Origin of the sequence: Cereibacter sediminicola (genome assembly GCF_007668225.1) — a bacterium.
GTDB classification, from domain to species: domain Bacteria; phylum Pseudomonadota; class Alphaproteobacteria; order Rhodobacterales; family Rhodobacteraceae; genus Cereibacter_A; species Cereibacter_A azotoformans.
On sequence record NZ_VDEK01000003.1, the window covers coordinates 216178 to 237173 of the forward strand.

22 protein-coding genes are annotated in these 20996 nt (G+C 70.4%); 14 read left to right on the forward strand and 8 right to left on the reverse strand.

Annotated features, from left to right (window positions below; genetic code table 11):
* Window positions 1-32: 32 nt before the first annotated feature.
* Window positions 33-956 (reverse strand): dihydrodipicolinate synthase family protein, encoded by a 924-nt coding sequence (locus FG154_RS03675; RefSeq protein ID WP_145104460.1) that lies wholly within the window; start codon window positions 954-956, stop codon window positions 33-35.
* 95 nt (window positions 957-1051) lie between these two features.
* The gene (locus FG154_RS03680; protein ID WP_145104462.1) at window positions 1052-1822 is read right to left on the reverse strand and encodes a LamB/YcsF family protein; all 771 of its coding nucleotides are present in this window, start codon (window positions 1820-1822) and stop codon (window positions 1052-1054) included.
* 174 nt (window positions 1823-1996) lie between these two features.
* On the opposite strand from FG154_RS03680, the gene FG154_RS03685 reads away from it, so the two are divergent.
* The 11 genes from FG154_RS03685 (at window position 1997) to FG154_RS03735 (ending at window position 12462) form a co-directional block, all read left to right on the forward strand.
* Window positions 1997-2980: a TRAP transporter substrate-binding protein gene (locus FG154_RS03685; RefSeq protein ID WP_145104464.1), complete on the forward strand. Its 984-nt coding sequence runs from the start codon at window positions 1997-1999 to the stop codon at window positions 2978-2980.
* An 88-nt stretch (window positions 2981-3068) separates the two neighbouring features.
* Window positions 3069-3602 (forward strand): TRAP transporter small permease subunit, encoded by a 534-nt coding sequence (locus FG154_RS03690; RefSeq protein ID WP_145104466.1) that lies wholly within the window; start codon window positions 3069-3071, stop codon window positions 3600-3602.
* A gap of 9 nt (window positions 3603-3611) precedes the next feature.
* Entirely contained in the window at window positions 3612-4913 is a 1302-nt protein-coding gene (locus FG154_RS03695; protein WP_145104468.1) for a TRAP transporter large permease, read from the forward strand.
* 55 nt (window positions 4914-4968) lie between these two features.
* Entirely contained in the window at window positions 4969-5703 is a 735-nt protein-coding gene (pxpB, locus tag FG154_RS03700; protein WP_145104523.1) for a 5-oxoprolinase subunit PxpB, read from the forward strand.
* Entirely contained in the window at window positions 5700-6755 is a 1056-nt protein-coding gene (locus FG154_RS03705; protein ID WP_145104471.1) for a 5-oxoprolinase subunit C family protein, read from the forward strand. Before pxpB ends, FG154_RS03705 begins: the two co-directional genes overlap by 4 nt.
* A complete protein-coding gene (locus FG154_RS03710) occupies window positions 6752-7396 on the forward strand; it encodes a GntR family transcriptional regulator (RefSeq protein WP_011909060.1) in 645 nt (214 codons plus the stop codon). The genes FG154_RS03705 and FG154_RS03710 overlap by 4 nt, the downstream gene beginning before the upstream one ends.
* Before the next feature lie 14 nt (window positions 7397-7410).
* Window positions 7411-8397 (forward strand): hydroxyacid dehydrogenase, encoded by a 987-nt coding sequence (locus tag FG154_RS03715; protein ID WP_145104473.1) that lies wholly within the window; start codon window positions 7411-7413, stop codon window positions 8395-8397.
* Window positions 8394-9671: a Zn-dependent hydrolase gene (locus FG154_RS03720; protein ID WP_145104475.1), complete on the forward strand. Its 1278-nt coding sequence runs from the start codon at window positions 8394-8396 to the stop codon at window positions 9669-9671. The genes FG154_RS03715 and FG154_RS03720 overlap by 4 nt, the downstream gene beginning before the upstream one ends.
* A complete protein-coding gene (locus FG154_RS03725) occupies window positions 9668-10303 on the forward strand; it encodes a GntR family transcriptional regulator (RefSeq protein WP_145104477.1) in 636 nt (211 codons plus the stop codon). Before FG154_RS03720 ends, FG154_RS03725 begins: the two co-directional genes overlap by 4 nt.
* Window positions 10304-10306: 3 nt before the next feature.
* A complete protein-coding gene (locus tag FG154_RS03730) occupies window positions 10307-11491 on the forward strand; it encodes a M24 family metallopeptidase (protein ID WP_145104479.1) in 1185 nt (394 codons plus the stop codon).
* A gap of 8 nt (window positions 11492-11499) precedes the next feature.
* Complete coding sequence (locus FG154_RS03735; RefSeq protein ID WP_145104481.1) at window positions 11500-12462, forward strand: acetamidase/formamidase family protein; 963 nt, start codon at window positions 11500-11502, stop codon at window positions 12460-12462.
* Window positions 12463-12465: 3 nt separating this feature from the next.
* On the opposite strand, the gene FG154_RS03740 is transcribed toward FG154_RS03735, so the two are convergent.
* From FG154_RS03740 to FG154_RS03765, 6 genes are all read right to left on the reverse strand, one after another.
* Entirely contained in the window at window positions 12466-13407 is a 942-nt protein-coding gene (locus FG154_RS03740) for a 2-hydroxyacid dehydrogenase (RefSeq protein WP_145104483.1), read from the reverse strand.
* A 94-nt stretch (window positions 13408-13501) separates the two neighbouring features.
* The gene (locus FG154_RS03745) at window positions 13502-14218 is read right to left on the reverse strand and encodes a ribonuclease activity regulator RraA (RefSeq protein ID WP_108220468.1); all 717 of its coding nucleotides are present in this window, start codon (window positions 14216-14218) and stop codon (window positions 13502-13504) included.
* Between the two features lie 17 nt (window positions 14219-14235).
* Window positions 14236-15021, reverse strand: coding sequence for an SDR family oxidoreductase (locus FG154_RS03750; protein ID WP_145104485.1), 786 nt, complete (start codon window positions 15019-15021; stop codon window positions 14236-14238).
* Window positions 15022-15103: 82 nt separating this feature from the next.
* The gene (locus FG154_RS03755; RefSeq protein WP_145104487.1) at window positions 15104-16318 is read right to left on the reverse strand and encodes a pyridoxal phosphate-dependent aminotransferase; all 1215 of its coding nucleotides are present in this window, start codon (window positions 16316-16318) and stop codon (window positions 15104-15106) included.
* Between the two features lie 46 nt (window positions 16319-16364).
* Window positions 16365-16787: a RidA family protein gene (locus FG154_RS03760; RefSeq protein ID WP_145104488.1), complete on the reverse strand. Its 423-nt coding sequence runs from the start codon at window positions 16785-16787 to the stop codon at window positions 16365-16367.
* Window positions 16784-18001 carry a pyridoxal phosphate-dependent aminotransferase gene (locus FG154_RS03765; protein WP_145104490.1) on the reverse strand — a complete coding sequence of 406 codons (1218 nt, stop codon included), beginning with the start codon at window positions 17999-18001 and terminating at the stop codon, window positions 16784-16786. The genes FG154_RS03760 and FG154_RS03765 overlap by 4 nt, the downstream gene beginning before the upstream one ends.
* A gap of 113 nt (window positions 18002-18114) precedes the next feature.
* Between FG154_RS03765 and FG154_RS03770 the strand changes: the two genes are divergently transcribed.
* From FG154_RS03770 to FG154_RS03780, 3 genes are all read left to right on the forward strand, one after another.
* Window positions 18115-18984: a LysR family transcriptional regulator gene (locus FG154_RS03770; protein WP_145104492.1), complete on the forward strand. Its 870-nt coding sequence runs from the start codon at window positions 18115-18117 to the stop codon at window positions 18982-18984.
* 337 nt (window positions 18985-19321) lie between these two features.
* Window positions 19322-20185 (forward strand): transporter substrate-binding domain-containing protein, encoded by an 864-nt coding sequence (locus FG154_RS03775; protein WP_145104494.1) that lies wholly within the window; start codon window positions 19322-19324, stop codon window positions 20183-20185.
* A 69-nt stretch (window positions 20186-20254) separates the two neighbouring features.
* The gene (locus tag FG154_RS03780; protein WP_145104496.1) at window positions 20255-20995 is read left to right on the forward strand and encodes an ATP-binding cassette domain-containing protein; all 741 of its coding nucleotides are present in this window, start codon (window positions 20255-20257) and stop codon (window positions 20993-20995) included.
* Window position 20996: the final 1 nt, after the last annotated feature.

The following is a 20996-nucleotide window of genomic DNA, read 5'->3' on the forward strand; positions in this document are numbered from 1 at the left end:
CGGCCGGCACGTCCCGCAGCGAGAGGCCGAGCCTACGACAGGCGCGCCTCGAGCCGCGCCATAAGCCGATCGACCTCGGCCGCGTCCACCGGCGACAGCTTCGGCCCCGGCGCGCGGGTTGCGGCCGACGCGATCGCCCCGCGCTTCATCAGCACATACTTGCGCACCGCGAGGCCGAATCCGGGTTGCTGCTCATGCCGCAGGATCGGGATGTAGCGGTCGAAGAGATCCTCGGCCTCATCGACCTTGCCGGCGTGATGCAGCGCCACCGTCCGCACGAGCGCCTCGGGATAGGCGAAGCCCGTCATGGCGCCGTCGGCGCCCCGCTGAAGCTCTTGCGGCAGATAGAGCCCTCCGTTGCCGGTGAGGATGGACAGCCGGGCCACGTTCGGCGCGTCCTCGTGCCGGCGGAGCTGGGTGATCTTGGCCAGCCCCGGCCAGTCCTCGTGCTTGAGCATGACGACCTGCGCCCGCTCCTGCGACAGACGACGGATGAGGCCCGGCGAGACCGGCAGCCCCGTCGCCAGAGGGAAATCCTGAAAGCAGATCGGCACCTCGCGCCCCAGCGCCTCGCAGACGGCGTGGAAGTAGGTCTCGATCCGGTCCTCGCGCGCGGGGCCGGCGGCGGGCGCCACCATGACGCCCGCCGCGCCCTCGTCCATGGCGTAATGGGCAAGATCGGCCAGATTGCCGAGGCCCGCGTCCGACACCCCCACCACCACCGGCAGGTCGCCCGTGCGCTCGAGCACCGTGTCGATGACGGCCCGGCGTTCGTCGCCCGTCATCTTGTTCGCCTCGCCCATCATGCCCAGGATGGTGAGGCCGCTGACCCCGTGGCCGATGTAGAAATCGACGAGCCGGCGGAGGCTTTCGTGGTCGATGGCACCCTGATCGGTGAAGGGCGTCGCCGCGATGATATAGACGCCGCGGGTGTGGCGGTGAATCCGTTCGGCCATGGTCTCTCTCCTCAGATTGTCGTCGGGCGGCGGGGTCCGGCCGCGGCGCCACGGGTGGGGGTGCGTGGGAGCGCGGGAGGCCCCGCGGCCGCCGCTCAGGGGCGGGCGAAGGGCGCGATCCGGATGCCGTTCTCTTCCAGCGCGCTGCGCAGGCGGCGGGCGATCCCGACCGCGCCGGCGGTGTCGCCGTGGATGCAGAGCGTGTCGGGGGCAACCTGCAGGCGCTTGCCGCCCGTGGTCGGGATATGGCCGTTCACCACCATCTCCAGCACCTGCTTGAGGCTCTGTTCGGGATCGTGGATCACCGCACCCGGCTGGCTGCGCGGCGTCAGCTCACCCTGATCGGTGTAGGTGCGGTCGGCGTAGATCTCGACGGCGACCGGCAGGCCCGCCTTTTCGGCCGCGCGATGGGTCTCCGAATAGGGAAGCGTCACGAAGATGAGGCCGGGATCCACCGCCCGGATCGCGCGGACGCAGAGCGCGGCCAGATCGGGATCGACCGCCGCCATGTTGCCGAGCGCGCCGTGGGTCTTCACATGGGTCATCGGATGGCCCTCCAGGGCGGCCATGCCCTGAAGCGCCACGATCTGGAAGATCAGCTGGGTCTCGAGATCCTCGGGCCGTTCGCCCGAGATCCGCCGCCGCCCGAATCCGTAGAGATCCGCGAATGAGGGATGCGCCCCGACGGACACGCCCTTTTCCTTCGCCATGCGGATCGTGCGACGCATCACCACCGGGTCGCCGGCGTGGAAGCCGCAGGCGATATTGGCCGAGGTCACAAGCTCCAGCATCCCGGCGTCGTCGCCGATCACATAGGCGCCGAAACTCTCGCCCATATCGCAGTTCAGATCGATCTTCCGGACCATTCCCACCCCTGATCTGCGCAATTTCCGCGCTTTTTCCTGCATTTCGGATGTTTCTTCAGGCGCTCCGGCCCCGAGTGTTGACAGATCCGGCGGCGCGGCTTCATAAAACGGATACAGTTGGTATACCGAAATCTCAAGGACAATCCGACCAACCAAACCCCGGAAAGGGAGATCATGAAACAGGGACGTATCACAGTCATCGCGGCCTTTGCCGCATCGGTCGCTGCAACCTCGGCTTCGGCCCAGACCCAATGGGACATGTCGATCGTATGGCCCGAGGGCAACTTTCACACCCAGAACGCGATGGCCTTCGCGGATGCGGTGCGCGAGGCCACGGACGGCGAGGTGGAGATTACCGTCCATTCCGGCGGCGCGCTCGGCATCAAGGGACCGGAGGGCATGGCGGCCGTTCGGGACGGTCTGGTGCCGATCGCCGAGATCCTGCTCAATCAGCAGGTCGGCGAGGCGCCTGTCCTGGGCATCGAGACCCTGCCCTTCCTTGCCCCCACGATGTCCGAGCTGGCGCTTCTGCACAAGTTCTACCGGCCCAAGCTGGACGAGGTTGCCGCCGGGATGAACCAGAAGATCCTCTACATGGTGCCGTGGCCGGGACAGGCCGTCTTCGCGCCCAACCCCATCAACACGGTTGAGGACCTGAAGGGCCTGACCATCCGCGTCGTCGATTCGAACGGCAACGACTTCTTCGGCGCGCTCGGGGCCACCCCGATCCAGATGCCGTGGGGCGAGGTCGTGCCCTCCCTGGCGGCCGGGACGATCAAGGGCGTGACGACCTCCTCCTCCTCGGGGGTGGACGGCGCCTTCTGGGAATTCACCAAGCACATGAGCACGTTCAACTGGCAGGCCTCGTCGAACATCATGTCGGTGAACCTCGATGCCTGGAACGCGCTGCCCGCCGAGACGCAGGCCGCGATCGAGGAGACCGCGGCCGGTCTGGAGGGGCAGTTCTGGCTCAACAGCCGCGCCGAGGACGAGAAGAAGCTCGCCACCCTGCGCGAGAACGGCGTCGAGGTCACGGCGCCCTCGCCCGAGCTGTCGGCGGCGCTGATGGAGAAGGCCCTGCCGCTGTGGGACGCCTTCAAGACCCGCGTGCCCGAGGCCGCGCCGGTGATCGACGCCTACCTCACCCTGCGCGACTGAGCCGCCCCGACGCGGCCGGGCCCCGGGGTCCGGCCGCACCCTGCCCCGGTTTCCGGGCCCTCCTCCCCTCGTCGGACGGCACAGCACCATGACATCTCCCTCCTCCACCCGTTTCCGAAGGACGCTGGCGGCCATCGACGCGCTCACCGATGTCGGAGGCTATCTCGGCGCCCTCAGCCTGCTGGGCATCCTTGGCCTCATCGCGGCCGAGATCCTGTCGCGCAATCTCTTCAGCCACTCCATCCACTTCTCGTGGGACCTCGCGGGCTATTTCATGGGGACCTGCTTCCTGCTGGCCAGCGGCAGCGCCCTCAAGGGCGGCAGCCACGTCCGTGTCACCGCCCTGCTCGAGACGCTGCCGCGCGCCGTGGCGCGGGTGCTCGAGTTCGCCGCCTGCCTCGTGGGCCTCGGGATCTGCGTCTATCTGACCTGGGCGCTGGCCGAGATGGCCTGGCTCTCGGGCCAGCGCGGCTCGACCGCGGCGACCTCGTTTCGTGTCCCGCTCGTCTATCCGCAGGCGGCCCTGGCCACCGGCGCGGCCCTCCTGACGCTGCAATGTCTGGCGCAGATCCTGCGGCTGCTGCGCGGCGAGGCGGTCTCGGTCGGTCCGGGCCTGGAATAGGAGCGCCGGATGGGAAAGGTCATCGCCACCCTGCTCGGCCTGATCACGCTGCTTCTGGGCAGCGGCCTCTGGATCGGCATGGGCCTCATCGGCACCGGAGCGGGCCTGCTCGCCCTCTTCCGGCCCAACATGCCGGGCCTGAAGCTGCTGGCCCAGCAGACCTACAATGTCGTGGTCTCGCCCGAGCTGCTCGCCCTGCCGCTCTTCATCCTGATGGCCGAGATCCTCTTCCGCACCCGGATCTCGGAGGCGCTGTTCTCGGGTCTGTCGCCCTGGCTGTGCCGGGTGCCGGGTCGGCTGACTCACCTGACGGTGCTGGGCTGCACCATGTTCGCCTCGGTCTGCGGCTCGTCGGCGGCCACGACGGCCACGGTCGGGCGCATCACCGCCAAGGAGCTGATCGACCGCGGCTACAACCGCGATCTGGTGACCGGCAGCCTGGCCGGGGCGGGCACGCTGGGCTTCCTGATCCCGCCCTCGACCATCATGATCATCTACGGCGTCATGGCCGAGGAATCGATCCTGCGGCTCTTCATCGCCGGCATCGTGCCGGGGCTGATGCTGGCGGGCGCCTACATGGGCTATCTGGCGATCCGGTCCTGGCTCAACCCGGCGCTCCTCGGCGAGACGCCCCCGCGCACCAGCCTGCGCGAGAAGATGGTGGCGCTGAAGGATCTCGGGCCGCTTCTGCTGCTGATCGCGGGCGTCATCGGCTCGATGTATGGCGGGATCGCCTCTCCGACCGAGGCCGCCACCGTGGGCGTCGTCGTCTCGATGATCATCGGCTTTGCGCAGCGCACGCTCACGCTGCGGGGGCTGCTGGAGGCGGCGCGGCAGGCGGCCGAGAGCTGCGCCATGATCGGGCTCATCATGATCGGGGCGATCTTCCTTTCGACCGTGATCGGCTATCTGGGCGTGCCGCGCTTCATCGCGACCGAGATCCAGAGCTGGGGGATGCCGCCCCTGCTGCTGGTCCTTGTGCTGCTGGTCTTCTACGTCCTGCTGGGCACGGTGATGGAGGGGCTTGGCATCATCGTCATGACGCTGCCGATCACCCTGCCGCTGGCCATCGCCGCGGGCTACGACAAGGTCTGGTTCGGCATCTTCCTCGTGATCGTGGTCGAGATGGCACAGATCACGCCGCCGGTGGGCTTCAACCTGACCGTGATCCAGCGCCTGACCGGCGACAGCATGGGCCGCATCACCCGCGCGACGCTGCCCTTCTTCATCATCATGGCCGGGTTTGTCCTGCTGATCGCGCTCTTTCCGGGCATTATCGGCTTCCTGCCCGGGCTGATGCGTGGAAACTGACAGGATCCGCGGCCCCGGCCGCGGATCATCCCGAAAAGAGTGTGACGCCGTGACGATGACCCCGATCCTGCTTCCCTGTGGCGACAGCGCCGTGACGCTCCAGTTCGGCGAGAGCGTCGATGCCGGCGCGAATGCCCGCATCATCGCGCTTGCGGCCGAGGTCGAGGCCGCCTCGGCAAGCGGCGCGCTGGCCGGTGTGCTCGACATCGTGCCCACCTACCGCTCGCTTCTGGTGCGCTATGACCCCGAGCTTGTCCGCGGCGCCGACCTGGGCGAGCGGCTGCTTGCCCTCGCCTCGCGCCCGCTCTCGGCCGGTGGGACCGGACGTCTGTGGCGTGTGCCCTGCCTTTATGGCGGCGAGGTGGGGCAGGATCTGGAAGAGATGGCCCGCATGAAGGGCCTGACCCTGGACGAGCTGATCGCCCTCCATTCCGGCACAGACTATCGGGTCTACATGATCGGCTTTGCCCCCGGCTTTGCCTATCTCGGCGGCCAGCCCGAGATCCTGCACACGCCCCGCCTGCCGAAGCCGCGCCAGAACATCCCGCGGGGCGCCGTCGGCATCGGCGGCCAGCAGGGCAACATCAACTCGGTCGCCGGCCCCTCGGGCTGGCGCTTTCTCGGCTGGACGCCGGTGCGCGCCTTCGACCCCGACCGGGCCGAGCCCTTCCTGTTCCGGGCCGGCGACCACATCCGCTTTCATCCGATCGGCCCTGACGAGGCGCGCGCGCTCGAGGCCCGCAGCGCCGCGGGCGAGGCGATCATCACCCCCCAAGAGATCCGCACATGAGCCTCGAGATCCTCACGGCCGGGCCGATGCTGACGGTGCAGGACGCCGGCCGCTTCGGGCTGCGCCACATGGGCGTATCGCCCGCGGGCCCCATCGACCGCGCCGCCATGGCGCTGGCCAATGCACTGGTGGGCAACGATCCCGGCGCAGCGGCGCTCGAGTTCGCCGGGCCCGCGGGCCGGTTCCGCTGCGACCGCCCGGTGCGCTTTGCGGTTGCGGGCGCCGACTGCGCCCTGCGCATCGACGCGCGCACAGTTTCCCCCGGCGAGAGCCACCGGCTGAACCCGGGCGAGACGCTGACGGTGGGCGTGCCCGAGGGCGCGGTCTGGGCCTATCTCGCCGTCTCGGGCGCTATCGCCTCGCCCGAGGTGCTCGGCTCGCGCGCGACCCATCTGCGCAGCGGCGTCGGGGGCCGGGCCCTTGCGGCGGGCGACCGACTGCCGCTCGGCGAGGACGATCCCGAGGCCCCCTGCCTGCGCCCCGGCTTCCGCCTCGAGGCCGCGGCACCCTTTCGGGAGACGGGGCCGATCCGGCTGATCCTCGGCCCGCAGGACGATCATTTCGCGCCCGAGGTGATCGCCCGCCTCACCGGCTGCGACTTCACCGTCACGCCCCAGCGCGACCGGATGGCGATGGTGCTGGGCGGTGTCGAACTGCCGGCCGAACGGGGGCACGACATCGTGTCGGACGGCACGGTGCCCGGCTCGGTGCAGGTGCCCGGCTCGGGGTTGCCGCTCGTCCTGCTGGCCGAAAGCCAGACCACTGGCGGCTATCCCAAGATCGGGACGGTCGCCTCGGCCGATCTGGCACGGCTTGCGCAGATGCCGGTGGGCGCGCGGTTCCGCTTTGCGCTGATCTCGGCCCGCGAAGGCGAGGATCTCTGGATCGCCCGGCAGGCGCGCCTGCGCCGCCTGCTCGAGGGGCTGGTGGCCCGGCCCGAGGGCCTGTTGCGCAGCGACTACCTCCTGTCCTGCGACCTCGTGGGCGGCTTTTACGCGCCGGGCGAAGTGGTGCGCCCCGTCACGCGGCCCGCGCCGGAGGACCGCCCGTGACCGCCCCCAGACCCCGCGCCCACGAGGCCTACGAGCGCATCATCTCGATGATCTTCCAGGGCGTGCTCAGATCCGGCGACCTTCTGCAGGAGGCGGCACTGGGCGAGATCTTCGGCATGTCGCGCACCCCCGTGCGCGAGGCGATCAAGCGCCTCGAAAGCGAGGGCCTCGCCGTGGTCGAGGGCCGCTTCACCTGCGTGCGCAGCGTGACCCCGGCCGACGCCGAGGAGGTCTTCTTCCTGCGGCTCGAGCTTGAACCGCTGGCGGCACGATCGGCGGTGCGGCTGCCGCCGGCCGAGATCGACGCGATGGAGGCGAAGGTGCGGCATCTGATGGCCTCCGATCCGGTGGTGACCGACCTGCAGCGTCAGACGGATCACGAGTTCCACCAGCTGCTCGGGCGCGAGTTCGGCAATCAGGCGGTGTCGCAGACCATCGCGGCCCTGCACCGCCGCACCTGCATCTTCGACCATCGCCGCCTGCCCGACCGCTTTCGCGACGGCTGCGAAGAGCATCTGGCGATCCTCGAAGCGGCGCGCGGGGGCGATGCCGACCGGGTCGAGGCCGCCCTGCGTCTCCATATCGAACATGCCCGCGAGGCGGTGATCCAGCATTTGCACCAGGCGATGCCCGGCGCATGATCCACGAGTGACCGATGAACTGTCTGATCGTCCAACCCATCCATGAAGCGGGCCTTGCAGCCCTGCGCGAGGCGGGGATCACCCCCGTCCCCTGCCCGGCGCCGGACACGGCCACCGTGGCGCGTCACATGCGCGGCATCGACGCCGTGATCACGCGCGACGCGGGCCTCGATGCCGCGGCCTTCGCCGCCGCTGACCGGCTGAAGGCCGTGGTGGTGCATGGCGCCGGCCACGATCCGGTGGACAAGGAGGCGGCCGCGCGCGCCGGCGTCATCATCGCCAACACGCCCGGCGCCAATGCCCGCTCGGTGGCCGAACTGGCCGTGGGGCTCGCGCTGGCCGTGGCCCGCCGCATTCCCGCCGCCGACCGGGCCCTGCGCCATGGTGAAAAAGGCTTTCGCGAGTCCGCCCGCTTCCACGAGCTGCGCGGCCGGACCGCCCTCATCGTCGGCTGGGGCGCGATCGGGCGCGAGACGGGGCGGATGCTGGCACAGGCGTTCGACATGCGGCTGCTCGTCCATTCGCCGCGCTCGCCGCGGATCGAGGGTGGCGAGGCCGTGGGCGGCCTGCACGAGGGGCTGGCCCGCGCCGATCTCGTCTCGCTGCACACGCCGCTGCGGGACGTGACGCGCCACATGATCGACGCTCCGGCCCTTGCCGCCATGCGGCCGGGGGCCATCCTGATCAACATGGCCCGCGCGGGCCTGGTGGACGAGGCGGCGCTGCTGGAGGCTCTGGCCTCGGGCCATCTGGGCGGTGCGGGGCTCGATGTCTCCTCGCCCGGTGCGCCGACGGGGCCGCTCGCGGCGCATGGGAATGTGGTCTTCACCCCGCATCTCGGCGGCACCACCGAAGAGGCGCTGCGCCGCGTGGCGCTCGAAGCCGTGCGGCATGTGGTCGAGGCGCTGAACGGGCGGCTGCCCGCCACCGCGATCAACCCCGAGGTCTGGGGCCATGCCGCCCGCGCCGCGGCACCCGAGGCCGGAGGAGCCACCGCATGACCGATCTGCCCCTGGCCGAAACCGCCGTCTCGCGCACGATCCGCAGCACCATCGAGCGCGTCCTCACCAATGTGAACGCCCTGTCGCTGGACGGGCCGGGCTGGACCCGCCCCTCCTACTCGGACCTCGAAAGCCAGGCCCATGCGGTGATCGAGGCCGAGGCCCGCGCGCTGGGGCTGGAGGTCAGCCGCGATCACGCGGGCAACCTCTTCGCCCGTCTGCCGGGGCGCAACCCCGCCCTGCCCCCGCTTTTCTGCGGATCGCATCTCGACACGGTCAGCGAGGGCGGCGCCTACGACGGGCAGGCCGGGGTGGCGGCCGCGCTCGCACTGGTCGCGGCCCTGCGCGAGGCGCGGGTGACGCCCGAGGCAGATCTTGTGCTCACCGTCACCCGGGCCGAGGAGAGCGTCTGGTTCCCGGTCTCCTACATCGGCTCGCGCGCCGCTCTGGGGCGGCTTCTGCCCGAGGAGCTTCAGGCCCGACGCGCGGACACGGGGCGCACGCTGGCCGATCACATGCGCGCGCAGGGTTTCGATCCCGACGCGCTGATGCGGGCCGAGCCGCCCGCGCCCGCACGCTTTCTCGAGTTCCACATCGAGCAGGGCCCGGTGCTCGATCGGGCGGGCGAGCCCTACGGCATCGTGTCGGCAATCCGGGGCGGGTTGCGCTACCGCGCGGCGCAGGTGCAGGGCGCGTGGGCCCATTCGGGCGGCGCCCCGCGCGAGGGACGCGCCGATGCCGTGGTGGCCTTCGCCGATCTGGTGATGGCATTGGACCGGGTATGGGAGGGGTTTCTCGCCCGCGGATCGGACCTGACCGTCACCTTCGGCCGCGTCGATGCCGCCTCGTCCGCCCATGCGATGGCCAAGGTTGCGGGCCAGCTCGGCTTCTGCCTCGACCTGCGCTCGGAGGATGTGGCGGTGCTCGAGGCGACAGACCTCGCGCTCCGCAATGAGATCCGCCGGATCGAGCGCGCGCGCCCCGGCATCCGCTTCGATCTGGGCAACCAGAGCCGCAGCCAGCCCGCGCGCCTCTCGCCCGCGATGATCGACTGGGTGGCGGGCGGCGCCGCGCGGCGGGGCGACCGTCCGCGGCGGATGCTGTCGGGCGGCGGCCATGATGCGGCGGCCTTCGCGGCCGCGGGCTGGGAGAGCGTCATGGTCTTCATCCGCAACTGGAACGGCAGCCACTGCCCGGACGAAGGCATGGATCCCGCCGATCTTGCGCGCGCGGTCGAGGCCGTCCTTGCGGCCCTGTCGGGGAACGACGGATGAGCGCCGAAAGCCTTGCGCAGACCGCCTACCGCCGCATCCGCGACGACATCGTCGAGGGGCGGATCGCGCCCAACACGATCCTGACCGAGCGCGAGCTGGCCGAGCGGCTGGGCATCTCGCGCACGCCGCTGCGCTCGGCCCTTTCGGTGCTCGAGCGCGAGCAGGTGATCGAGCGGATGGCCAATGGCGCCCATCTGGTGCGGCGGGTCTCGGTCGAGCAGCTGCTGGACATCATCCAGCTGCGCCTGATCCTGGAACGCGCCGCAGCCCGGCGGGCGGCCACCTTCGGCCTGACCTCCGAACTCGAGGCCGCGCGCGCGGCGCAGCTGCGCTATCTCGGCGGTGCGGTGATGGATTTCGAGACCTTCTGGCAGGATGACGGCATCTTCCACCGGGCGGTGGCGCTGGCTGCGGGGCTGACGCTGCTGCCGGGGCTGCTGTCCGAGCAGCGCGCCATCGTGCGCCGCAGCACCATCATACGCACCCACACCAACTTTGCCGATCAGGCGCGCGAGCATATCGCGGTGATCGACGCCATCGCCAGCCGCGACGCCGAGGCCGCTTCGGCGGCCATGGGCGTTCATTTCGACCGCATGCGCGCCCGCACGCTGGGCTGGCTGAACAAGGACTGACCCATGCCCATCGCTCTGGCGGATGCCTCCGCCGATCCGCTTCGCGGCCGCGAGGCCGTCTTCCCGGCCGAGGAATTCGCCGGTCGCATCCGCCGCCTGCAGACCGCGACCGCGGATCTGGGCGCCGAGGCGCTGATGCTGACCGGCCCCGAGAACATCTTCTGGGCGACCGGGCGGCAGACGGCGGGCTACTTCGCCTTTCAGGCGCTGGTCGTGCCGGTCGAGGGGGCGCCGGTCCTCCTCGTGCGGCAGCTCGAGACCACGGGCGCACGCGCGGCAACCTGGCTCGGCGACATCCGCGCCTGGCAGGACGGCGCGGATCCGGCGGCGGCGCTGGCGGCGCTCGTTCACGATCTGGGCCTCCGGCGCCTCGCGATGGAGCGCACCGCCTGGTTCGTGAGCCAGGCCCTCGCCGAACGAATCGCCGCGGCTCTCGCGGGGGTGGCGTTGATCGACGGCTCGGGCGTGGCCGAGCGCCTGCGCGCGGTCAAGTCGCCCGCGGAACTCGTCGCGATCCGCAAGGCCGCGGGCTACGCCGAGGCCGCCATCGCCGCCTCGATCGAGACCTGCCGCGCGGGGGTCAGCGAGAACGACGTGGCCGCCGCCATGATCGGCGCCGCCATCCGCGCCGGCTCGGAGGCGATGGCGATGGAACCGCTCGTCTCGTCGGGCCCGCGCTCGGGCATTCCGCACGCGACCTGGCGGCGGCGGACGCTTGCGCCGGGCGACGGGGTGTTCCTCGAACTCGCCGCGAGCCATGACCGCTATCACGCGGCTCTGATGCGCAGCGTGTGGATCGGCCCCCCACCGGCCGAGGCCGTGCGGATGATGGATACGGCCGAGCGCGCGCTGGAGGCCGCGCTGGAGGCGCTGCGCCCCGGCGCCCCCTGCTCGGCCCCGCACGAGGCCGCGCAGGCGGTGATCGATGCCGCAGGCTACACCGCCGCCTTCCGCAAGCGGATCGGCTATTCGATGGGTGCCGCCTTCGCGCCCGACTGGGGCGAGGGCGCGATCCTGTCGCTCTTCTCGGGCGTGGACCGGCTCCTGGAGCCGGGCATGGTCTTCCACCTGCCCGCGACGCTGCGCAGCTATGGCGCCTACACGGTCGGCGCCTCCGAGACGGTGATCGTGACGGACACCGGCATCGAGGTCTTGTCGCGCCTGCCGCGAAGGATGACTGTGCGCTGACCCTGCCGATGGAGTTCCGCTTGGACCACCACCTTCCCGCCTCGCCCGCCACCGTCCACTGGGGACATCTCGATCCCGCCGCAGAGCCCGTCCTGCGCCTGCGCCCCGGCGAGCGGGCGGTGATCGAGACGCTCTCGGGCGGGCCGCGAAACCTGCCGCCCGAGGGCCACCCCTGCCGGGTGCTCGACAGCCACCGCGCCGTGATGGCCGCGCAGCAGCCCCATCTCGGGCCGCACATGCTGACGGGGCCGGTCCATGTCGAGGGGGCCGAGCCCGGCGACCGGCTGATCGTCGAGATCGAGGAGATCGAGCTTGCGCAGGACTGGGGCTGGAGCGCGATCGAGCCGGGCTTCGGGATCTTTCCCGATCTTGCGACCCGCTACGAAAGCCTCGTCGTGCCGATCGACCGCACCACGGGCAGCGCCCGGCTGCCTTGGGGGCCGGTGGCGGCGCTGGCGCCCTTCTTCGGCATCCTGGCCGTCGCCCCTCCGCCCGAGGGGGGCCCCGTGAGTTCGGTCCCGCCCGGCCCCTTCGGCGGCAATGTGGACAACCGCTTCTTCCGCAAGGGCGCCCGGATCGCCTTTCCGGTCTTCTGCCCCGGCGCCCTCTTCTTCGCGGGCGACGGCCATGCGCTTCAGGGCGACGGCGAGGTCTGCGACACGGCGCTCGAGACCGCGCTGAACGGCCGTTTCCGTTTTGCGCTGGAGAAGGGCACCGCCCCTTCGGCCCCCGAGGTCGAGATCGGCGAGCTGATCGTCACGATGGGCTTTCACGAGACGCTCGACGAGGCGGCGCGCGCGGCCACGGCGCGGATGCTCGACTGGATCTGCGCCCGCACCGGCCTTGGCCGCACCGACGCCTGGCGCCACGCGAGCCTGTTTGCCGACCTGCGCATCACGCAGGTGGTGAACGGACGGAAGGGGGTTCATTGCGTGCTGGACCGGCGCAGCCTGATCGGCGCGCCGGCCTGACGCTCAGTAGCCGCGGGTCAGATCGACCGAGGGCGGGATCGCGCCCGTGGCCCGATAGTCCTGCACATGGCCCGACACGATCACCGCCGCCGTCTCGGGGTCGGTCGCGGCCGAGATGTGGGGCAGCACTGTCACCCGCGGATGATCCCAGAAGGGCGAAGCCTCCGGCAAGGGCTCGACCTCGAAGACATCGAGCACCGCATGGGCGAGATGGCCCCGGTCGAGCGCCTCCAGAAGCGCGGGGCTGTCGATGATCGGGCCGCGGGCAAAGTTGATGATCTGGGCCCCCTCGGGCAGCCGGGCGAGGCGTCGGGCATCGAGAAGCCCCCGGGTCTGGTGCGTCAGGGGCAGAAGGCAGACGAGGATCTCGACCTCGGCCAGCATCCGGTCGAGCGTATCCTCGCCGGCGTGGCAGACAACGCCGGGAATGTCCTTGGGCGACCGGCTCCAGCCCCGCACGTCAAAACCCGCCTCGCGCAGCCGCAGGGCCGCGGCCGCGCCCAGTTCGCCCAAGCCCAGCACGCCCACCCGGGTGCGCGAGGGCCGCCGGTAGGGGCGCGCGTGCCAGGTGCGCTGGCGCTGCTGGGCGGCGTAGGCGGGCATGTCGCGGAAGAGATAGTAGGTCCAGGCCAGCGCCGCCTCGGACATGGTGCGCGCCAGCTCGGGATCGACCAGCCGGACGATCGGCCGCCGGAAGTCGCCCAGCTCGGCCACCAGCCGCTCGACCCCAGCCCAGAGGCTCTGGACCCATACCAGGTTGGGCAGTTCCGCCAGATCGGCCGGATCGGGATTGGCCACGACGGCGATGTCCACCTCGGCCCTCTCGGCGGGCGAGAGATCGCGGAAGATGCCGATCCGCTCGCCCGGCAGGGCGCGGGCGAGGTGTTCGGCCCACAGGGCCTCGGCCTCGGGCGGGATGCGGGTGACGAGCGCGATCCGCGGCATCGGATGACCTTTCACAAAAGGCCCCGGGCAGGGACAGGCCCTTGCCCGGGGAGAGTGGGGAGACGGAGGGAGGGCCTTCACGGCCCGCCCGAACTCACTGGCCGGATTTCCAGGCCTCGTATTTCGCCTTGTTCTCGGCGTTGGCGGGATAGAGGCCCGGAAGGGCGACGCCCTCCTCGACCTGGGTCATGATCCAGCCCTCGAGACGCTCCTGCTCGACCGATTCCCCGGTGACCGCCTCGACCAGATCGGCCGGGATCAGCACGGCGCCGTCATCGTCGATCACCACCATGTCGCCGGGGAAGACGGCGACGCCGCCGCAGCCCACCGGCTCCTGCCAGGCGACGAAGGTCAGCCCCGCAACCGAGGGAGGCGCGGCCACGCCGTTGCACCAGACCGGCAGGCCGGTTCCGCGCACGCCCGCGCCGTCGCGCACCACGCCGTCCGTCACCAGCGCAGCCACCCCGCGCTTCTTCATGCGCGCGCAGAGGATGTCGCCGAAGATGCCCGCATCCGTGATCCCCATGGCATCGGCCACGCAGATGCAGCCCTCGGGCATGGCCTCGATGGCGGCGCGGGTCGAGATCGGCGAGGACCAGCTGGCCGGGGTGGCCAGATCCTCGCGGGCCGGCACGAAGCGCAGGGTGAAGGCCCGACCCACGATGCGCGGTTGCCCCGGCTGGAGCGGAAAGGCGCCGCGCATCCAGACGTTGCGCAGGCCCTTCTTCAGAAGGACGGTGGTGAGCGTCGCGGTGGTCACGCCGCGCAGGGCCTCGATCAGGGCCTGTTCCTTGTCGGTGTCGGTGGTCATTCTGTTCCCCCTGGATGTCAGACGCTGGCGATCAGGCCGCCGTCAATGCGGATGGTGCTGCCGGTGATGTAGGAGGCGCGGGCCGAGGCGAGGAAGACCACGGCGTCGCCGTATTCCTCGGGCTGACCATAGCGGCCGACCGGGATCGCGGCCACGCTTTCGGCGGCCACCTCGGCCACGGGCCGGCCCTCGCGCGCGGCCTTCTGCTCGTCGAGGAAGGTGATGCGCGGGGTGGCCACGCGCCCCGGCAGGACGATGTTGGCGGTGATGCCATCGCCCCCCACCTCGCGCGCCAGCGTCTTCGACCAGCCCACGAGCGAGATGCGCAGCGCGTTCGACAGGCCGAGGTTCGGGATCGGCGCCACCACGCCCGACGAGGTCGAGGTGATGATCCGGCCCCATTTGCGCGCCTTCATGCCCGGCAGCACGCGGTCGGTGATGGCGATCACCGAGAGCACCATCGCCTCGAAGCTCGCGCGCCAGAGCGCGGGGTCCTGCCCAGAGACGGTCGAAGGCTTCGGCCCGCCCGTGTTGTTCACGAGGATGTCCACCGGGCCCAGTTCGGCCTCGATCCGGCTGATGTTCGTGTCGATCGCGCCGAGGTCGGCCAGATCCCAGGCGAGCGGCAGGGCGGTGCCGCCCTCGACCCGGATCGCCTCGGCGGTGGCTTCGGCCGCGGCGATGTCGATGTCGCCCAGCGCCACTCGCACGCCCTCGCGGGCGAGCGAGCGGGCGATGGCGCCGCCAAGGCCCCCGCCCGCGCCCAGAACCAGCGCCGTCTTGCCTCCGATACCCAGATCCATGTCGGTCTCCGTCTTGCTCCTGTTGGTGGGCCCTCTCGGGGCCGTGCGGGCCCGGGCCGGCGGAACCGGCCCTGCCCTCTTGTCAGGTCAGCCGCGCGCAGGCCGCACGGATGCGTTCGCAGGCGGTGCGCAGCCGCTCGGTGTCGGTTGCGAACGAGATGCGGAAGTAGGGGGCGAGGCCGAAGGCGCTGCCCGGCACGGCGGCGACGCCCGCCTCCTCGACCAGATACATCACGAAATCCGTGTCGGTCTCGATCTTGCGCCCGTCGGGCCGGGTGCGGCCGATCATGCCCGCGCAGGAGGGGAAGAGGTAGAAGGCGCCGTTCGGACGCACGCAGCTCAGCCCCTCGATCTGGTTCAGCGCCGACAGGCACAGGTCGCGCCGCTGGCGGAAGATCTCGTTGCGCTCGGCGAGGAACTCCATCGGACCCGTGAGTGCCGCCAGCGCCGCCGCCTGGCTGACCGACGAGGGGTTCGAGGTCGATTGCGACTGGAGCGTGGCCATCGCCTTGATGATGTCGGCGGGCCCGCCCGCATAGCCGATGCGCCAGCCGGTCATCGAAAAGGCCTTGGACACGCCGTTGCAGGTGAGCACCCGGTTCATGAGCCGGGGCTCGACCTGCGCGATGGTGGCGAACTCCCAGCCGTCGTATCGCAGGTGTTCATACATGTCGTCGGTCATCACCAGCACATGCGGGAACTCGAGCAGCACGTCGGCCAGCGCGCGCAGGTGGCCGGCCGAATAGCCCATGCCGGTCGGGTTCGAGGGCGAGTTCAGGATCACCCACTTGGTGCGTGACGTGATCGCGGCCCGCAGCGCGGGCGCGGTCAGCAGGAAATCGTCTTCCTCGGGGCAGGAGACCGTGACCGGCACACCGCCCGCAAGCCGCACCATGTCGGGGTAGGAGACCCAGTAGGGCGCGGGCACGATCACCTCGTCGCCCGCGTCGAGCGTGGCCAGCAGCGCGTTGTACAGCACCTGCTTGCCGCCGGTGCCGACACTGATCTGGTTCGTCTCGTAGGAGAGCCCGTTCTCGCGGCGGAATTTCTCGGCGATGGCACCCTTCAGCTCGGGCGTGCCGTCCACGTCGGTGTAACGGGTCTGGCCCGCCTCGATCGCCGCGGCGGCGGCCTGCCGGATGTGGGCCGGCGTGTCGAAGTCCGGCTCGCCCTGCGACAGGCCGATGATGTCCTTGCCCTCGCGGCGCAGCTGGGCCGCAAGCCGCGTCATGGCGATGGTGGGCGAGGGCTGGACGGCCTCGAGCCGCGAGGAAAGGCGCTGGGAGGGGCTGGTCATCTGGCAGACATTCCGATGCAGGGGGGCGGGTCCCGCCCCGTTCGTTTCAGACAGTGGCGATGAGCTGGATCTCGACGGGCGCATTGCCGGGCAGCGTGGCGACACCCACGGCCGTACGGGCGCCGATGCCCGCGGGCCCCAGCTCTTCGCGCAGGCGCGCCGAGGCGAAGTCAGCCAGCTTCGAATGGGCGTCGAACCCCGGCTCGGCCGCCACATAGACGGTGAGCGAGAGGATCGCGGTCAGGCTTTCGCCCTCGGCCAGCAGCCCGCGCGCGGCGGCCAGCGCGTTTTCGCAGGCGAGCCGGACGGCGGGGCGATGATCCTCGAGCGACTGGTCGCGGCGCACGGGGCCGGTGAATTGCAGCACCCCCTCGCGGCGCGGGGTCATGCCCGAGGTGACGATGAGCGATCCGTGACGGCAGGCGGGGATGTAGTCGCCCTGCGGGACCGGCTGCGAGGGGCGGCTCATGCGCGATACCGCTCGACCAGCGCCACCATCCGCTCGGCCGCCGCCACCGCCGCCGCGTGGTCCTGGCTGAAGTTCAGACGCACGCTGTCGGCCGTGTGCGGGCTGAACTCGGTGCCGGGGGTGACGACCACGCCCGCCTGCAGCCGCAGGATCCTGACGAAATCGGCCGGAGCAACGACGAGTTTCGGCATCCGCGGGAACAGGTAGCTGCCCGCCTGCGGGGTGCGCGCGAAGACGCCCTCGCATCCGCGCAGCACCCGCAGAAGATCGTCGCGGATCGCCTGATGCTGCGCGATGCGGTCCTCCATCCAGCCCGGCGCCTCGTCGAACCAGCCGCGGAGCACCGCCTGGCTGTAACCCGCCGCGCGCAGGCTCACGATCGCCTGCAACTTTTCCATCCGCGCGATGATGGCGGTCGAGCCGAAGGCCACGCCCAGCCGATAACCCGAGAGCGATTCCGTCTTGGACGGACCCATGATGGTGACGACATTCTCGGCATCGATGGCCTGCGCGCGGAGGTGCGTATAGCTCGCGCCCGCGTAGCGCAGCCGGGAATAGAGCTGGTCGGCAATGACCGTGGCCCCGTAGCGCGAGGCCAGCGCCGCGATCCGGCCGATCTCTTCAGCCGAATAGACCACGCCCGCGGGGTTGTTCGGGTTCGAGAACAAGAAGACCTTCGCCCCCGCCTTGAACGCATCCTCGAGCCCCGTCAGATCGAGGCCCGCCCGCGTCTCGCCGGCCGAGACATGGTCAAGCTGCACGGGCACCATCTCGCCCTCGAAGAACTCGACGAGCTTGCGGTTGGCGAAATAGTCGGGCTGGACGATGGCCACCTTGTCGCCGCGCGCGACCGTGGCCGCCACGGCCAGGAACAGCGCCCCCTGCGTGCCGGGCGTGATGATGAGCCCGTCGCGCGCATCGACCGGAGCGCCGGTGAAGGCGGCCAGCCGCGGGGCCAGCAGCTCGCGGATGCCCATGTCGCCGCGGTATTCCGTGTAGGCCTGCACCGCGCCTGCGGACACGCCCGCCGAAAAGAGGTCAAAAGCCCCCGGCGTCGGCTCGTGCGCATCCACGTTGCCGTGCGAGAAATCGACCGGCCGCCCCTCGAGCGGCTCGCCCCGCATCAGCGCCTCGAGGCCCGATGCCGACTGGCGCACCTCCTGCCCCGGCGCATTGTCGGTGCCGAGTTTCCGGAATTTCGCTTCGATCGACATGTCTTTCCCCTCTGCGGCGGCACCTGCCCCGGGAGTACGCCGAACGACCCAAAAGAAAAAATGGCTTTTTGTGATTTGAGAAGATAGGAAAGCTGTCGCTGAAGGAGGACACCTTGGACATCCGCTTTCTCGAGAGCTTCGTGGCCGTGGCCGATTGCGGCTCGATCGCCGAGGCCGCGCGGCGGCTGAACCTGACGCCGGCCGCCCTGTCGCAGCGGTTGCGCACGCTCGAACAGGATCTGGGCCATTCGCTGGTCATGCGGGCGGGGCGGCGGGTGCGGCCCACGGCTTCGGGGCTCGCGGTGCTCGACCATGCCCGCCATCTGATCGAGGGGGCGCGTGACCTGCGCGCCATCGCGGCGCAGGACGAGCCCGCGGGGCAGCTGCGCCTGGGCGGCATCGCCACCTCGCTCACGGGTCTCCTGCCCGGCATCATCGCCCGGCTGCGCGCGCGCCATCCCCGGATCGAGTATTTCATCCGGCCGGATTCGTCCGTGAACCTCTATCACGGGGTCATCTCGGGCGATCTGGACGCGGCCGTGATCGTGCGCCCCCAGTTCCCGGTGCCGAAATCGACCGGCTGGCTGACGCTGCGCGAAGAGCCGCTCGTGCTGCTTGCGCCCGAAGGGGCGGACGGCACCGATCCGCTGGAGATGATCCAGAGCCATCCGTTCATCCGCTATGACCGCAACCAGTGGGGCGGCCAGATCGTGGACCGCTACCTGAGACAGAACGAGATGAAGCTGCGCGAGTGGCTGGAGCTTGACGCGCTCGACGCGATCGCGGGGCTGGTGAGCCGCGGGCTTGGTGTCGCCATCGTGCCCGACTGGGCGCCACCCTGGCCCGAGGGGCTGCGCCTGCAGAAGATCGCCCTGCCCGACGCGGGCGGACGCCAGACAGGCGTGCTGTGGAACCTCTCGGGCGCTCGGATCTCGGCCATGCAGGCCTTCGTCTCCGCCTGCCGGGACGCCGACACCGGATAGCGACCGGCCGTCCGCAGGCAGGCGCCCGCGCCGCCCCGTCGCCTTGGGCCTGCATCCACGGAACAGGTGGCACCCGCCGAGTCGGAGTGGCGGGAGCGTCCAGCTCGCCTGCGGTGCGCTTACCGAGAACCATTTCCCGCCCAGGATCCTACCATCTGCGCAGGGACGGCCAAAGAGGCGCTGCAAATGCACAAATAAGATGCACTATAAACTCATATTATAATACAACAATCAGGCGGCACGAACTTTATATTGATGCGCCGGCCGCAGCCGTGGTGAGGATAGGCGGCGGCGCGACAGAACCGAAAAACATTCCCGCCCATCAACAGGAGATCCCATGACCTACCCCCGTTCCGGGGGGCTGGTGGCGCTGGCCCTTGTGGCCGTGACCACCCTGCCCGCCCATGCCCAGGTGGCCGAGATCCGCGACAGCTACCGCGTGGCGCTCGACGGCACCTTCGCCCCCCATGCCATGCCCAGGCTCTCGGGCGGCGTCGAAGGGTTCAACGTCGATCTGGCGCAGCTTATCGGCGAGCGGCTGGGCGCCGGGATGACGGTGGACGCGGCCCAGTTCTCGGGCCTGATCCCGGCGCTGCAGGCCGGCACCTACGACTTCCTCGTGGCGCCCGTGACGGTGAACCAGGAGCGCGCCGAGAACCTGCTCTTCACCGAGGGCTTCATGGACACGAACTTCGCCTTCGTCGTCCCCGCCGGTTCCGAGAAGCGCGACGCCCTCGAGGATTTCAAGGGCATGACCATCTCGGTCAACCGCGGCTCGGCCTACCACACCTATCTCGACGAGCATGCGGGCGAATACGGCTGGACGGTCGTGCCCTTCGGCACCAACACCGATGCGGTCGAGGCGGTGGCCACCGGGCGCGCGGACGCGAACCTGTCGGGCGCGACCGTGGCGGCCTGGGCCGCGCTCCAGAACCCGGCGGTGGACCTCTCGCACGAGATCGAAACAGGTCTCGTCTGGGGGCTGGCCTTCCGGCTGGATGATGCGGCCACGCGCAACCGGATCGACCTCGCGCTGGAATGTCTCAAGATCGACGGCTCGCTCGCGGCGCTGTCCGAGAAGTGGTTCGGCGTGACACCCGCGGCCGGCACCACCATCGTGACGCCCACGCCGGGCTTCGGCGTGCCGGACCTGCCGGGCTATCAGGAGGACGACCACGAGCCCTCCTGCGACTTCAGCTGACCCGCCGATCCGCCGCCCCGTCCCCGGTGGACGGGGCGCGCCCTCGCCCCCCCCACCATCGGAGCCCGCATGTCCCGACCCATGCTCGAAATCGTTGCGCTCGAGAAATCCTTCGGAGACCTCAAGGTCCTGCGCGACATCAACCTGCGGGTCGCGACCGGCGAGATGGTCTTCGTCATCGGCCCCTCGGGATCGGGCAAGTCCACCATGCTGCGCTGCTGCAACCGGCTCGAGGAACCGACCTCGGGCGCGATCCTGATCGACGGCAAGGACATCGTGGGCTGCTCCTCCTCGGCGCTGAACCGGATGCGGCTCGAGGTGGGCATGGTGTTCCAGGGCTTTCACCTCTATCCGCACATGAATGTCGTGGCGAACGTGATGCTCGCCCAGATCAAGGCGCTCAAGCGGCCGAAGGACGAGGCGCGCGAGCGCGCGCTGGCCATGCTCGATCGCGTGGGGCTGCGCCACCGGGCCGAAACCATGCCGACGCAGCTTTCGGGCGGTCAGCAGCAGCGCGTGGCCATCGCCCGCGCCCTCGCGCTCGATCCCAAGGTCATGCTGTTTGACGAGCCCACCTCGGCGCTCGATCCCGAACTGGTGGGCTCGGTGCTTGCGGTGATGAAGGATCTCAAGGACAGCGGCATGACCATGCTGGTCGTGAGCCACGAGATGGGCTTTGCCCGCGAGGCGGCCGACCGGGTCGTGTTCATGGACGGCGGCCTTGTGGTCGAGGAAGGCCCGCCCGAGCAGATCTTCGCCAACCCCCGGGCCGAGCGGACGCAGGCCTTCCTCTCGCGCGTGCGGGCCTGAC

What these genes read in the sequence shown, in the direction of transcription:
- FG154_RS03760 (WP_145104488.1), bottom strand. Translation starts at nt 16,787, where the DNA reads ATGAGCCGCCCCTCGCAGCCGGTCCCGCAGGGCGACTACATCCCCGCC.
- FG154_RS03705 (WP_145104471.1), top strand. Translation starts at nt 5,700, where the DNA reads ATGAGCCTCGAGATCCTCACGGCCGGGCCGATGCTGACGGTGCAGGAC.
- FG154_RS03720 (WP_145104475.1), top strand. Translation starts at nt 8,394, where the DNA reads ATGACCGATCTGCCCCTGGCCGAAACCGCCGTCTCGCGCACGATCCGC.
- FG154_RS03730 (WP_145104479.1), top strand. Translation starts at nt 10,307, where the DNA reads ATGCCCATCGCTCTGGCGGATGCCTCCGCCGATCCGCTTCGCGGCCGC.
- FG154_RS03755 (WP_145104487.1), bottom strand. Translation starts at nt 16,318, where the DNA reads ATGACCAGCCCCTCCCAGCGCCTTTCCTCGCGGCTCGAGGCCGTCCAG.
- FG154_RS03695 (WP_145104468.1), top strand. Translation starts at nt 3,612, where the DNA reads ATGGGAAAGGTCATCGCCACCCTGCTCGGCCTGATCACGCTGCTTCTG.
- FG154_RS03685 (WP_145104464.1), top strand. Translation starts at nt 1,997, where the DNA reads ATGAAACAGGGACGTATCACAGTCATCGCGGCCTTTGCCGCATCGGTC.
- FG154_RS03690 (WP_145104466.1), top strand. Translation starts at nt 3,069, where the DNA reads ATGACATCTCCCTCCTCCACCCGTTTCCGAAGGACGCTGGCGGCCATC.
- FG154_RS03725 (WP_145104477.1), top strand. Translation starts at nt 9,668, where the DNA reads ATGAGCGCCGAAAGCCTTGCGCAGACCGCCTACCGCCGCATCCGCGAC.
- FG154_RS03775 (WP_145104494.1), top strand. Translation starts at nt 19,322, where the DNA reads ATGACCTACCCCCGTTCCGGGGGGCTGGTGGCGCTGGCCCTTGTGGCC.
- FG154_RS03735 (WP_145104481.1), top strand. Translation starts at nt 11,500, where the DNA reads ATGGAGTTCCGCTTGGACCACCACCTTCCCGCCTCGCCCGCCACCGTC.
- FG154_RS03675 (WP_145104460.1), bottom strand. Translation starts at nt 956, where the DNA reads ATGGCCGAACGGATTCACCGCCACACCCGCGGCGTCTATATCATCGCG.
- FG154_RS03715 (WP_145104473.1), top strand. Translation starts at nt 7,411, where the DNA reads ATGAACTGTCTGATCGTCCAACCCATCCATGAAGCGGGCCTTGCAGCC.
- FG154_RS03750 (WP_145104485.1), bottom strand. Translation starts at nt 15,021, where the DNA reads ATGGATCTGGGTATCGGAGGCAAGACGGCGCTGGTTCTGGGCGCGGGC.
- FG154_RS03745 (WP_108220468.1), bottom strand. Translation starts at nt 14,218, where the DNA reads ATGACCACCGACACCGACAAGGAACAGGCCCTGATCGAGGCCCTGCGC.
- pxpB (WP_145104523.1), top strand. Translation starts at nt 4,969, where the DNA reads ATGACCCCGATCCTGCTTCCCTGTGGCGACAGCGCCGTGACGCTCCAG.
- FG154_RS03680 (WP_145104462.1), bottom strand. Translation starts at nt 1,822, where the DNA reads ATGGTCCGGAAGATCGATCTGAACTGCGATATGGGCGAGAGTTTCGGC.
- FG154_RS03765 (WP_145104490.1), bottom strand. Translation starts at nt 18,001, where the DNA reads ATGTCGATCGAAGCGAAATTCCGGAAACTCGGCACCGACAATGCGCCG.
- FG154_RS03740 (WP_145104483.1), bottom strand. Translation starts at nt 13,407, where the DNA reads ATGCCGCGGATCGCGCTCGTCACCCGCATCCCGCCCGAGGCCGAGGCC.
- FG154_RS03780 (WP_145104496.1), top strand. Translation starts at nt 20,255, where the DNA reads ATGTCCCGACCCATGCTCGAAATCGTTGCGCTCGAGAAATCCTTCGGA.